This is a genomic window from Rhizobium rhizogenes NBRC 13257, from assembly GCF_000696095.1.
In the GTDB taxonomy this organism is placed as follows: domain Bacteria; phylum Pseudomonadota; class Alphaproteobacteria; order Rhizobiales; family Rhizobiaceae; genus Rhizobium; species Rhizobium rhizogenes.
In genome coordinates, this window is the sequence record NZ_BAYX01000012.1 from 1 (window position 1) to 13,742 (window position 13,742).

The following is a 13,742-nucleotide window of genomic DNA, read 5'->3' on the forward strand; positions in this document are numbered from 1 at the left end:
TAACAACCGGAAAAGGACGTGGCAATGGTTCCTATCGAGGACCAACAGCAATGGTCGAAAGCGGTGCGGCACCAATCCATATCGATAAACGGCCAGGGACGCTGGCCGATTGTGTCAGTGCTATCCGGAAATGGAGGCAGGAAATCCATAGCTATTATCGGAAAGCTCGGAGGTCACTGCCATATCCAAAGAGTTGTCCGCGCGGCGAAAGACCTCGTAGGTGATCCTGTCGACTATTTCGTTGTTTTCTCCCAAGACCAGCACGCGTGGCTTGAGCTTGATGATGTCATCGACTTCGCAAAAGACGCTGGATGCGATGATAATCTCATCGCCTTGCTGGCACGTGCGAGCTGCCGCACCGTTGAGAATGCAGCACTTGGAGCCGGGATCACCATAGAGCACGTAAGTGCTGATCCTCGCTCCGGACATCTTGTTCCAGATCTCCACATATTCCAGCGGTTTCAGACCGACCTCCCGGCAGAAGTCCGCATCGATCGTGATCGAGCCGTGGTAGTTCAGTTTCGCGTCGGTCACTCGAATGCCATGTAGCTTCGCGCCCACGTACTTTTCCACGGCCTGCCCCTCTCCAGTCGATAAATTCGCGATGTTACCTATATTTGTGCGATGCAGCATACCGCAACAACCCACGCGGCGAACTTTGCTCCCTGCAAACAACCTGAGCAGGCGGGGAGGGTGGAAATTCCCTTTGTCGCCATTGGCGCTGGACGCCATGCCCTCGAAACCGTGGGTATGAAACGTTGGAATGGGAGCCAGTTGCGTTTGCTGCACGCCGTTCGGGCGCGATTTGTCACCCAGGAGGATTTATGCGCCAGCAGACAAAGCCGTTCATCGTCGAGAGGAAACCGTCCCGCAAACCCAAATCCGATGCGACGAGAACAGCAATATGGGGCAAGCTGGACCTCAGACAGACTGAGTATCCGCGAACCGCGCCAAAACACCAAGCGCCGACGGCCATCGCCGGTGACGACGGCCGTCGCTGAACCCCTGGCGCGTTCAAGCTGCCCTGCTTGCGCTTTCCGTCGCGCCCTGCAGATCGTGAAGATAGCTGACAGCGCGCTGCGCATGCGCTGCCGCCTGGAAGATGGCGCGCTTGTCGTTTGAGAGAACGGTGAGCCAGGACTGAAGGTACGAGGCGTGATCCGGTCGCGGCTCCAGCTCCGGAGCGATGCCGAGATCGGCACACAAGAAGCAGCTACCGAGCTCGGCGATCAGCTCTTCGCGGGCGCGTTCGGATCGATCCTTGTGATAACGGCTGAGATCCCTGTTCAGCCGAAGCGGGGCGCCGACCCAATGCACGCTCTCATGACTGAGGGTCGCCACATAGGAAGGCGCATCGCGAAAGGTCTCGAACGGCGGCATCTGGATGTGGTCGGTCGCCGGGGAGTAATATGCCTGTGATCCGCCATGCCGGATGACCGCCCCTGTGTTGCGGAAGAAGCGATCGGCAATCTCGATCCGCTCAACCGGATCGAGGGCTGGCGTCGGACGATGGTAGTAGTGGTCAGGTAATCCGTCGATCTGGCCAACGTTGAAAACGGAATATGCCTTGAGAAAGGGAATTTCCCGGTCGACATCGTTGCCGTTGCGGTCGGTCTCCGCCTTGGTGAAGCGGCTGGCGAATACGACGGTCGAGCCGGTTTCGCCCTTGCGAACCGCGGCGCCGAGCTCCAGCGCCTGCTTGAAGGTCATCCACATCGGAGAGGTAAACCCTCTCGCCATCCCCTCCGACCATAGGAGGAGCACGTTCATGCCCGAATAGGGCAGACCATTGTGCCTTAGCGGCCGGGTAATCCGACCTTCGGTGTTCGCGGCATTCCAAGGCTTCATCCAGGGACGAACCCCTTTCTCCAGATCGGCGACGATCCGGTCGGTAATCCTTGTATAGATGTCGGCTCGCTCGCCTTCGGCTTTCCTGCTCATGTCCAAACCTCCTTTTCCGGGGCCGCGCCGATCGCGGCCCGTCGCGGAGGTCCGAAGGCAGGAGCGCAATGGCCTGGAGGGCACCGGAACGGCCGGAACAGCGTGGAGGACGGCGAAGCCGTTGCGGCGACAGGCCGGCTCCTGCAGGACCGGCGACAGGGACGGGCCGCGATCGGCCATCTCCTCAACTCCTTTCCCCGCCTTTCCGTAGACTCAGGCATGGACATGCATAAAGGCCGGCCCCTGAGTGGAGCCGGCTGACGCAATCCGGAATAAAAGAGGAGGGCGGGGCCGATGCCCCGCTTGATGGCTTCAGCCGAGCGCCGCCATTTGCGCATCGGCCGCTTTGCGGTCAAGTGAAGCGCCGGGATTGTCGACCGGGCGATCAAACGGCTTCCAGGTTTCACCGACCACGTGCTCGTAGGCCGCGACGGCGCCCTCGGCTGCCATCCGAAGCGCATGGGCCTGAACGCCCATATCGGCTGCGAACTCACGCTTGCGCTGAGCGGCGCTGTCATATCCGACCGGGCCGTCGAGATCCTCGTCCCGGGCATCGTTCGATGCCTTGGCTGTGGCGTCGCGGGCCTCCGATACCGCGCGGGAGTAGAACTGACCGGCGCCATGCGCTGATCCAACGAAGGCGCCTACGATGCGTTGGAGATGGATCTGCATCGCTTTCTCACCGAGACCTTCGGCGAGGCTTGCCGAACTCGCAGTGACCATCCGCTCATGCTCATCGCGGATCCCGTCGCTGTCGACCACGGCGGTCCCGAAGCTCTCAGCGATCTTGAGGGCTTGCGCGCTATCGGGGCAGGTGAGGCGGACCATTTCGAGGGTCGCGCCCTTGCGGAGCTGCACGATGCGAGAGGAAGAGCGGTTGGAGGTCGCGGGCTTGGTCATGTCGGTTTCCTTTCTTCGGTTTCGTCCGAAGCGGCCCCGGCCCGTGCCGGTCTGCCCTTCGGTGCGGTCAAAAGGAACCGGCGAGAGACGGGCGCTTTCACAGGTCCTGGACGGCTGAGCGAGCGGAGCGGGCTTGCGGCCAAGCGGGGACACCCTGCGCAGGGCGCGGGATCGCTTTGCGAAGTGAGGCTGTCCTGGCCGCTCCGCGGCGCGACAGCGGCCTTGAAACGACCGACCGCCGGTTCAGACCGCAACGAACACGAAGGGCAGGCCGGCACGTGGTTGGAACTTGCACCCCGAAACCGAATGCCGAAACCGATGGCCATCCTCGCAAAGACCCTCGCCGGACACGCGGGATGTGCACTCCGCCAATACGCCGCCGGCGACCGCCTCTCATGCAGCCTGTCGCCAAGCAACTTCGCCTTGCTTCAGCCGCATGGTGGTGATGGCGCGATCCTGACGCTCCAGCTTCCGGGCGAGCGCCTCGATTTCGCCCCGACGCCCGAAGGTCAGCCGATCGACGTGATCCAGAAACAGCACCTCGTCGGACCGGGTCCATCGCGAGCCGGAGCGCTTGTGCGTGCGGTTCCTGGCTTTTGCCTTTTCGGTGACGACCAGGCGCTCGGCGCGCGCGGCGATCTGCCGATGGACGAGATCGAGGTGATGGCACGTTTCGCGCCGCGCTGCCTCCATGCGTGAAAGGAGCACCCACGGACTGACTGGGTTCATGCTCCGGTCCTCCGCTGCCGCCAGCCGATGAAGTCCGAAGGACCGTCATAAACAGCGTGACGCCGCTCCTCGATGACGAAGCCAAACGGTCCGCGGTTTGCGTATTCGCTGCTCGGAACGAGAAAACGGCGTTCGTCGGCACGGTGGTCCCGAATGCCGCCGCGCGTGGCAACCACCTCCGTCATGTCGGCATGGTGGCTGGAAAAGATCGCGGAGATCACGATCCAGTCGCCGGCATGCTTCGCCTCAAAAGCTTCCCGGTCCTTTGTCCAGGATTGGCCGGGCGCCAGTTCGCGGCCGTGGATCGCCTCCCACACGGATGGCCAGCTGTTGCGGATCGTCTCCTCGGCACATTTGCGCTCATAGGCCGTGAACAGGTCCGGGAAGCTATGAGCGACGATGGCCCATTCGGCGTCCTCCTCGTACCAGGGCGAGGATTTTCGCAGCACCGGAAGGACGCGGACATTGCGCCCAGCCGACAGATGAAACCCGCCATGGCAGGCGGTCATATGGGAGACAATGCCCTCGGCATAGATGGTCGCGAGCTGCGACGGACCCCATGGTGTGTTCGCCGCCACGCGGGTCTGGATCCGACCGAGATCGGAAAGTTCTCGCTTGTGCCGCGCGGTCTCGAACACACGAGTGCGAAACGCTGCCTCATCGTTGAGGCGGCCTTCGTGACCGTGGAAATCCTCCCGCGTCAGCTCTGAAAGTGGACGGATGATCCGCCAGGCGCTGGCGAGGAAGCTGACGCCATCACGCGCCGGCACCATTGCCAGGAGGATATCGGCGATCCGGGCGACCGGAAAGCCTGCCGCGCTAACGCCGAATTCCACCGCCGCGTCGTCGGCGGTCGGAACCATGTCGTATTGAAGATCGGGCGTGCTCATGCGGCAACCCTCCCTTCGACATGAGCAGCCGCAACCTCGTCGGCGGTCACCTCCCCGAGGACAGCGTTCGGATATCCGTGTTGTTTCAGCCAGGCCACGGCCGCTTCGCGATTGTCGGCGAGATGGACGAGGTCCGCATTCGCACCAGCGCGGTCGAAGAGGCGGATAGAACCGAGCGCGGGGCGCTCCAGAACCTTGAAGGTCAGATCGGAATCGAGACCGAAGGTTCGGTGAATGCGCATGACGACGGTATTCCTGCCGCCAAAATCCGCCTCATGCAGCGTGAAATACCCCGGCGAGGCGTAGTTGCCGGATTGGCGCGGACCTTCCTTGCGGATCAGGCGGCCGCTGCTGTTTCGGGTCTGCCAGGCAGCCAGCTTCTTCTTGAAACGCTCGGGCGGGCGAGGGTTGCCGTCGGACCAGGCGACGATGGAGCCGATCGGAGCGAGGTCATAGATCAGGGACGCAGACATCAGATATCTCCTTGAAATTCTTCTGTTGATGGAAACGAGACCGCCGCTGGTGATGGCCGGCGGCGGGGTGTCGATCAGATGAGAAAGGGAAGGTGGCTATTCGGCCGCAATCCCGTAGGCGGCTTCGTCCTCGTCGGCGGCGTCGTCACCGACCTGCGGATCGGCAACGTCGAGATCGGCCGCATCGCCGGCAACCCTGCCGCCCGCAAGCTCGTCTACAAGACCTTCCGTCGCTTCGTCGGAGGTGACGGTGTCCTCCTCTTCGACGATCTCACCTTGCTTGAGCAGTCCGGTAAGTTCCTTCGGATCGGGAGCGAACAGAGCTGCCGGATAGACGAAATGCCCGTCCTTGAAGTGCTCGACGAGCGCGGCGCGGGTCTCGCGGACCTTTGGGCGCGGCAGAACCACGGTATCCTTGCACGACGCCTCAAGTGCCTGCCGCGACAGGCAAAGCAGGAAGTCCTCCGTGCCCATGTTCGGGAGATATCCATCCGCACCGATGGCCTCGCCGGCAATGCGCGAGACGATACCGCTGTTCGACATGCCGCGGCGGCAAGAGAGCACATCGATCAGCATGGTGCGGGCGGCAATCCGCAACGTGTCGATGTCGAAGGACAGCTTGCCATCGCCGTCGAGCAGCCGAACCGCGTGGCGCGCAAACCGCTTCGGACCGAAGACGGTGTCGTTTGCACCGGAGTCGACCCGGACATTCAGGCCGGCAAAAGCGAGCACGAGGAGCGCCGTCAGCGTATCGTCCTCGATCGGGGCGCGGGCGAGCGCCTCGTGCAGCGCGTCGGTCCTGAGGTCTCCAATCATGTCGTGGCCCTTTTGCGTGACATCAGGTCGCTGCTTCGGCGCGTCGGTCACATCGTCGCCGGCGGTGGCGCCACCTCCAACGAGCGCTCCCTTGCCCCCGGTCTTCTTTTCCTCCGGCATCCGGTAGTGCACGGTCTGAACCTTGCCGTTCCGATCGAGGTACATGGCGGTGTGGTCGCCCTTGCTTGGCTTGCCATAGACGCGGGTTGCCTTCTGCGGCAGCTTCGCCTCGCCCCATTGCGTAACCTCGGCGATCACGCCCTTCTTGGGCAGATTGTTCGTCATCCATTCCTGCTGGGCGCCGAGATAGGCTTCGACGTTGGTGGTATAGCGGCTGTCATCATTGGCGGGGGCAAACAGATCCTCGATCCATTCGATGCCGTAGGCCTCCCTGAGATCGTCGCCGAAGCTCGCATCCTTTGCATACATGCGGGTTTTACTCAGCGCGTTGGCGATCTGGAACCATGTGACAGGCTGGCCCTTCTTCGGCTTGTGCGCCTTCCAGACTTCCTTCTGCTCATCGAGGTGTGCCGCCGCGATCGTTCGAAGCTGCTGCTCGTTCGGCATGTCGCCAAGCGCCATCTGGTCGAGCATGGCCGGCAAGACGTTGGCGAGCAGCCGCAACTTGCGAATCTGCCGGACGGGCAGGGCAAGCGCGACTGCAATTGCTTCCTCGGTCCAGTCGAGCGCGATCAGGCGTTCGATGCCGCGCCACTGGTCGACGGGGTTGAGCGGCTCCCTGGCAATGTTCTCGACCATCGACCGCATGGCGCCATTGTCGTTAGCGGCTTCGACGACGAGAACCTCGATCTCTTCGAGGCCTGCGGCGATCGCCATGCGGGTGCGCCGATGGCCAGCCTCAATGACGTAGCTGTTCCCGCCACCGACCTCCGGAAAGATGACAGGCGGCTGGATGATGCCGACGGCTTTGATCGTGGCGAGCAACAGGGCATCGGCTTGGGGAGTGGATTTGGACTGGCGGGTGTTGTCCGGGTTGTCCTTCAACGAGCGCGGATCGACCTTCATGATGTGCATGGGATTTTCCTTCTCCGGGATGCGGGACGCGGCTCTCTTGCCGGTCCTTCCTGTCTTCATTTCTTTCGAAGACACCTCCCGGACCGCAGGGCGGGCGGGCCGGCGCAACTGCGGCCGAGCGTCCCTGCTACGAAGGACAAGCGGGGCTGACAGCCCTGCGCAGGTCGAGGGGCCGGGATGCGGAGGCGGCGGTTGAGCGCGAGCGGCGACGGTCGGACCGGTCTGCGACCGGTTTCTTTTCCCTCCTCCTTCTATTGGTCCTCCATCCTTCGGGACGCTGCCGCTCACACTTTTTGGAGGATCCAAGCCTCTCCGACGTCGTGATTGTCCTGAATCACCCGGAGGATGCGAGAGCGCGGTTGATTCAAACGATTGAGCGTGTCGAGCTGATTTCCTGAGCGCGGTGAGGGCGCCGGCGACGCGAACGTTATGGCTGTCGCATCGACAAGCGGAAATCAGGACAAAAAAAGAGGGCCACGAGAAAACTCGGGCCCTTTAGATGTGAAGGTAATTTAAACCTCCAGAGGGGAACAGCTGCTGCGGCGGCACTGGGAGGAAATCCGCCATGTGCATCAGCTGTGAGCACTATGCTCAAATTTCGATCGGAAGGAAAGCAAATATTGTGCAACGCAGCTATGCAAATGCTGCGTTGCATTAAAACCGCTGATCCAGATCAAGCAGCCTCCGCCGGGGCGTCGTCGTTCTGAGCGGACGCGGTTGCAAGAGCATCGTCGACGTCGCGAAGCTGTCGGCGCTTTTCCGCAAGTTCGTCGGCGAAGGCGAAGGTGCCGCCTTCGCGGGAACGATAGGAGGCAAGCCGCCGGTGCGCTTCATCCAGACGATGGCGATAGCGCTCCCGCTCCTCTTCGAAACCGTCGAGCGCGTGCTCGAGTCGCGAAATCGCGCCGAGCGGGGTGACGGTGACCGCAAGATCGATCTCGTAGGCGGCACCAGTGCGCTGGAGCGTGGTGGCGTAGCGATACCCGTCACCCTTTCCGAAGCGCTCGCCGTCGTAGGCGAGATCGAAGCCGCCAATGGATGCGAGGTGTACCTCGCCCTCTTGCTGGAGCTGGAGGAGCGTGAGGATTTCCTTCATCAGCGCGCGACCGGCCTCCTTACGCTCATCGTAGTCTTTGCCGAGGACCTTTATCGCAAAGGCGTCGCCCGCCGTGGGCACAAGCAGACCGATATCCTGGCCGATCTCGCCGATGCGCCGGGTCGACACCTCGATGTCACGCTCGGCATCGCGCATCTGCCGTCGCACCGCGTACTGGTCATCATCATGCGCGGCGCGCAGCCTTTCCAGTCGCGCGATATCGGCCTCAAGGCCAGCCTTCTGCATCAGCCGCTCGTCGCCGGAAGCGATCGCCTTGGCCATCGCGAACTGGTTGGCCTGCCCGTCACCGAGGTCTTCGAGCCGGCGGATCGAGGTATCTCCGCTCAGCGCGGCGGCTATGAAGCGGGCCTTTCGCTCGTTGTTCTGCCACATGGAAGCGTCGAGACTGCCCTCAGTGGCATAAGCGAAAATGTCGACGACATCATGCTGGTTGCCCTGCCGGACGATGCGACCCTCGCGCTGTTCGATCTGGGACGGCAGCCACGGCACATCGAGATGGTGTAGCGCCTTGAGCCGGAGCTGCGCGTTGACGCCGGTTCCCATCGTATCCGACGATCCGATCAGGAACCGAACCCGGCCAGCCCGCACGTCGGCGAAGAGCCGCTGCTTAGCCTCGGTCTTCTTGTAGTCCTGCATGAAGGCGATTTCGGACGAGGGAACACCGAGCCGCACGAGCTCGTCACGGATCCAGCGGTAGGCCGAAAAGCCGCGAGTTTTCTCGACGTTGATGGTTCCGAGATCGCTAAAAGTCATCTGCGCGGCACCCGGCAGCTCGTAGGGTTTTTCGTCCGGCCGGACGTAGGTATCGTCGCTCGTCTCCTTCCAGATCCGGAAGGCATTGCGGACGAGAAGGTTGAGCTTATTGGCCTCCTCGTTGTCGTTTGCCGGTATGACGAGGCGGAGATCGATCGCCGCATGGCGGCCGTCGGTGATGACCGAGAGCAGGATATCGTCGCCGGGCTGCGCCGGCCCCTCGCGCATCTCGATCGCCTTGATGCGGGCATCGAGGATCTGCTGATAGGCCTTGAAGGCAGGCGTCGGCTTTGCTGTGAGGATCTGCCGTCGACCCGTGGAGATATCCGGCACCTTGACGTACTCGCGGAGATCCGCAGGCATGACGACATCAGCAAAGGCTCGGAACATGGCGATCAGTTCCGGGACATTGACAAAACTCGCGAAGCGGCTGACCGGCTTGTATTTACCGGACGGTTGGATCTCCAGCTCGGTCGTCGTATCACCGAAGCAGGACGCCCAGGCATCGAACTCGTGCAGCCCGCGCTCGAGCAGCGCTGCATGGCCGAGCAGGCGCTGGATCGAGAACATCTCGCCGAGCGTGTTGGTGATCGGCGTGCCCGAGGCGAGCACGAGCGCCCGGCCGGGGTTTTTGGTCTCGATGTAGCGAGACTTTACATAGAGGTCCCAGGCGCGCTGCGAGCCGTTCGGGTCGATACCCTTCAAAGTGCTCATGTTTGTGGGGAAGGAAAGCTTGCGGAATTCCTGCGCCTCATCGACGATGATCTGATCGACACCGATTTCGGCGATGGTGAGCAGATCATCCTTGCGGGTCGCAAGCCCTTCCAGACGTTCCTGCAAGCCTTCCTTCAGCCGCTCGAGGCGCTTGCGCGAGACGCGGTCCTCGCTGTCCACCTTTGTCAACAGATCCTCGTAGAGTTCCAGCTCATCGTGGATCATCTGTTGTTCGAAGGCAGACGGCACGGCGATGAATCTGAACGCCGAATGCGTGATGATGATCGCGTCCCAGGTGGCCGTCGCCGCGCGTGACAGGAAGCGGGCGCGCTTGTCCTTCGTAAAATTCGTCTCGTCGGCAACGAGAATGCGGGCGTTTGGATAGAGCGCGAGAAACTCGCGGGCAGCCTGTGCCAGGCAATGGCCGGGGACCACGAGCATCGCCTTGGCGATAAGCCCCAGGCGGCGCTGCTCCATGATCGCAGCCACCATCGTCATCGTCTTGCCGGCGCCGACGGCGTGCGCAAGATAGGTCGAGCCGGAGGAGATGATCCGCCAGATGCCGCGTTTCTGGTGCCCATAAGGAGCAAAGGCGCCTGAGGTGCCGGGAAGTTTCAGATGAGAGCCGTCGAATTTGCGAGGCGCGATATTGTTGAAGCGGTCGTTGTAGACCCGCGCCAAGCGGTCGATGCGATCCGGATCTGTCCAGACCCAGTTCTGGAAGGCTTGCCTGATCTTCTGCAGCTTGTCGCGCGCGGCCTCGGTATCGACGACGTTCAGAACACGCCGCTCGCCACCCACATCCTTGAAGATGTCGAAGATCTGCGGAACCCGGCTGTTCAGCGCATCGGCCAGCAACTCACCCGCATCACGGCGGCTGGTGCCCCATTCCGATGTGCCGGCCGCAGTAAGCCCAAGCTGCAGGGCCTCCACGGTCCAGCTCCCGAGCTCCGGCATGTGGTGGATCCTGATCTCGGCGCCCATCATCTCCTTCACGAACGCGACGACGTCGCTCGCCGGTATCCACGGCGCACCGAGGCGCGCGGTGATGTCGGAGGGACGAAGATCGGCGGGCTGCACCGCCTGAAGCGCGCGAACATTCCGCCCGAAGACGGGATCGAGCTCGGCGGCAGCTACGGCCACAGCCAGCTTGGTACGAACCGGCCCGGAGAGATAGGCATCGGAGGTCTGCCAGGAGCCGTCCGCGGGATCCCGGAAGATCGCGTCGCCGAGTTCGTCGACGACCGCATCGGCATTTCTGTGCAGCAGCTCGGCGATATGCTCGATGTCGACGCGACCGCGTTCGTTAAGCACGACGGCCAGCGCGTCCGCGGCGCTGGTGATTTCCGGCGGGGCAGGGGGCGAGATCACACGCTCGGAAAAAATCGGACCCGGTTTCGCCGTATCGGTGTCGAGGTCGTAATCCTCGATCGAAGCGACCAACCAGCAATCGGGATCGTCGAGGAACGGCTGCAGGTTCGGACGGCGGTGCGTTTCGCGCATCTCGCCGGATTCCTCATCCTCGCGGATCGAGACCGTGGTGTGGTTGATCGGACCGAAATCGCGTACGAAGCTCGACCAGGCGATGCGCAAGCGAACCTGCAGATCCCGCCATGGCCGATCCTGTTCCTGGGCCTTCAGCACCTCGCGCACCGCATCGCGGATCAGAATCAGCTTCTTGATGATGCCGACGTGCTTTTCGGATAGGCCTTCCCCTGATCGCCCTTTTCGTACGTTCACCGCCTGCGGAGATCCGCCGACCATCTGCATGAGACCGCGCTTGATGTCGATGAAGAAGCTTCCTTCCCTGATCTGTCGGTTTTCGGGCCGAAGATCGATGATCTCGCCGAGCTCATCCTCGAGGTCGATGTCGATCGCGGTTGCCTCGCCGTCATAGCGGCCTTCGGGAAGGAGCCGGATGGCCTGCAGCAGAGCCGCCTGCAGGTCTTCCTCGGCGCGCGGCCGGCAGGTGTAGGTTTCGCCAAAGGGTCCGGACGTGAGAGCATGATCACCGAGAACGAAACCGGGATGCCGTGCGAACCAGCGGTTGATGCGAATTGCGCCCTCGTCCTCGCTTTCGGGCCGCAGCTCCTCGAGATCGAGCCAGGCCAGATCGCTTGTCGGTTCACCGACCTTGCGCTTGCGAAAGAAGAGAAGGTCGACCACGACATCCGTGCCGGCGTCCTGGCGGAAGCTACCCTCCGGCAATCGGATCGCCGCGATCAGGTCGGCGGTCTTGGCGATGTGCTCGCGCGCCGTCGGGTCCGCCTTGTCCATCGTCCCGGAACTGGTGACAAAGGCGGCGAGCGCGCCGGGTTTCAGCAGGTCGATCGAACGGGCGATGAAATAGTCGTGCAGCCGAAGCCCGAGCGAGCGATAAGTCCGGTCAGAGCGAACAATCCGATCGGAGAAGGGTGGATTGCCGATCGCGAGATCATAGATCGGCGCCAGATCGGTTCGCACAAAGTCGCCGTTGATGATCCGCGCCTTCGGCTGAAGCAGCTTGACGATGCGGGCGGTGACGGGATCGAGTTCGACGCCGGTGAGGAAGGTCCTGTCGCGAAGCGCCGCCGGCATGAGAGCTGGAAACAGGCCCGTACCGACACCGGGCTCGAGCACGCGGCCGCCACGCCAGCCCATGCGCTGCAAGCCCGACCAGATTGCCCGGATGATGAACTCCGGCGTGAAATGGGCATATTGCGTGCAGCGGGCGAGTGAGGTGTAGTCAGCATCTGAAACAGCACTTTCGAGCGAGCCGCCGAGCTCACTCCAGCCCTTCCGGAAATCGAGCTCGCCAGGACGGCGGAACATCCCGTTCGCCAGTTCGCTCGCGCCGAAGCCGGTGAAGCGGACGAGTTGCGCCTGCTCCTTCGGAGTGGCTGGTCGATCCTGCTTCTCGATGTTGCTCGCGATCAGGATCGCCGCAACATTGACGCGGGCGCGATCCTTCCAGGATGCGGCCAAGCCTCGATCCGCATCGTCGAGGTAGAAGTTGCACCGGTTGCCCTGCCGCCGGGGCACCGGATGTTCTATCGTCGCGACCGGCAAGGCCGGCGCGGGAGAGGGCGGCGGCGGTTCGGGGTCGTCGTCATTGGCGGCGACCGTATCGAAGACGCCGAACGCTGTGACACCAAGGCCGAGGCCGGACGAGAGCGCGCTGCTGCCGAACACGTCGAGAGTGAAGGGATTGTTGCTCATGAAATTTTCCTCGGGAAATGGCGAGCGTCATCACCCCGCGGGAGCTACTTGCGGGACTGAAGGACACTCAGGGGGTTTGGGTTTGGTGGCCAAACGGGCCGGACTGGTCGCGAATTGCCTTAAGACTTCGCGATCAGGCTGAGCTGCATCGAGTCTTGACGAAATACGATACGAAGGTGCGTCGCCTCCGGAGCAGCCGTCATCATGGCTTCCAGCTGTTCCGCATCGATGAAATCGACGCCGTCGTCGCCGCCGAAGGTTCGGCGTTTGACGTCGAACCAGTCATCATTGGTGCGGGGATCGCATTCCTCGGCATAGACGACCAAAGGCTTGGTACCATCTGGCAATTTGCCGTTCGAGAGAAGGTAGACCCCATGGTCGCCGACGAGCCAGAGGCCCGGCTTTTCGTCCTTGCCAGGGCGCAGGCCGTAATAGGGATTGCGAAAGCCGCCATGGGCTTCCGCGTCGGCACGACCGCGGGCGATGACCTGGCGGACGGATGTGAGCGGGAAGGAAAGCATGGTGTACCTCCTTCACGCGGCGATTGGCGAGGGGAGGTGGCGCAGCTGCACCGGCAGCTTGCCTGTGACCTCGTCGTCGGTCAGATCGTCCAGCAGTTTTACCGTGCGGCCCATCTTGCTGCCGAAGAGCACGATTGTGCGCTTACCGCGCGCGGCTTCCTCCCAGCTATCGCCGGCAAAGCCACGATAGTCGTCCGCCGCGATGCTCCAGATGTGTTCCAGGCGTTCCTCGCGCGTCATGGCGCGCACGGGCCGGCTCTCACGCTCGATGATTGCCACGCGCATGCGCTCGGCCGCTTGCCCGTCGGAGAGGTCGCAATAGCCATGAAAATGTCGAATGGCGCCATCGATCGGCAAGGCGAAGAACACTGATGTCACCGAACCAGTCAGAAACTCGCGCATTGCAAACATCGCGCCGCGGATCCAGAGCGGTGGCAGGATCTCGAACATATAGTCATGCTCGCCCTCGCCGATCTCAAACCATTCGCCGGCATAGAGCGGCGAGGCGTCACCCTCCCAACGGTTCGGACGCTGGGCGTGCCGGTCAAACATGCGGAACATTTGCTGGCGTGAGGCCACGCCCTGGAAAACCTTGCGGATTGTGGGAGAGGGATTCATCTGCGGCTCCTTCGGATGGTTTCGGACCGAAGCGCAG

Annotated in this window: 10 protein-coding genes; all 10 read right to left on the reverse strand. The window is 62.5% G+C overall.

The genetic code is table 11. The features are described 5' to 3' along the window. Positions 1-120: 120 nt before the first annotated feature. Positions 121-573, reverse strand: coding sequence for an aspartate 1-decarboxylase (gene panD / locus RRH01S_RS24555; RefSeq protein WP_015084481.1), 453 nt, complete (start codon positions 571-573; stop codon positions 121-123). A 441-nt stretch (positions 574-1,014) separates the two neighbouring features. Then, positions 1,015-1,941 (reverse strand): ArdC family protein, encoded by a 927-nt coding sequence (locus RRH01S_RS24560; protein ID WP_042475028.1) that lies wholly within the window; start codon positions 1,939-1,941, stop codon positions 1,015-1,017. A 312-nt stretch (positions 1,942-2,253) separates the two neighbouring features. After that, the gene (locus RRH01S_RS24565; RefSeq protein WP_042474572.1) at positions 2,254-2,841 is read right to left on the reverse strand and encodes a hypothetical protein; all 588 of its coding nucleotides are present in this window, start codon (positions 2,839-2,841) and stop codon (positions 2,254-2,256) included. Positions 2,842-3,234: 393 nt separating this feature from the next. Then, complete coding sequence (locus RRH01S_RS33600; protein ID WP_080705454.1) at positions 3,235-3,570, reverse strand: hypothetical protein; 336 nt, start codon at positions 3,568-3,570, stop codon at positions 3,235-3,237. Further along, entirely contained in the window at positions 3,567-4,460 is an 894-nt protein-coding gene (locus tag RRH01S_RS24575; RefSeq protein ID WP_042474577.1) for a DUF7007 domain-containing protein, read from the reverse strand. The genes RRH01S_RS33600 and RRH01S_RS24575 overlap by 4 nt, the downstream gene beginning before the upstream one ends. Beyond that, positions 4,457-4,933, reverse strand: coding sequence for a UCP036055 family protein (locus RRH01S_RS24580; protein ID WP_042474579.1), 477 nt, complete (start codon positions 4,931-4,933; stop codon positions 4,457-4,459). Before RRH01S_RS24580 ends, RRH01S_RS24575 begins: the two co-directional genes overlap by 4 nt. Before the next feature lie 96 nt (positions 4,934-5,029). After that, positions 5,030-6,784 carry a ParB/RepB/Spo0J family partition protein gene (locus RRH01S_RS24585; protein ID WP_042474581.1) on the reverse strand — a complete coding sequence of 585 codons (1,755 nt, stop codon included), beginning with the start codon at positions 6,782-6,784 and terminating at the stop codon, positions 5,030-5,032. 673 nt (positions 6,785-7,457) lie between these two features. Continuing rightward, positions 7,458-12,566, reverse strand: coding sequence for a helicase-like domain-containing protein (locus RRH01S_RS24590; protein WP_042474583.1), 5,109 nt, complete (start codon positions 12,564-12,566; stop codon positions 7,458-7,460). Positions 12,567-12,685: 119 nt separating this feature from the next. Further along, positions 12,686-13,087, reverse strand: coding sequence for a DUF3085 domain-containing protein (locus RRH01S_RS24595; protein WP_042474585.1), 402 nt, complete (start codon positions 13,085-13,087; stop codon positions 12,686-12,688). Between the two features lie 12 nt (positions 13,088-13,099). Next, positions 13,100-13,705 (reverse strand): DUF1419 domain-containing protein, encoded by a 606-nt coding sequence (locus RRH01S_RS24600; protein WP_042474587.1) that lies wholly within the window; start codon positions 13,703-13,705, stop codon positions 13,100-13,102. Positions 13,706-13,742: the final 37 nt, after the last annotated feature.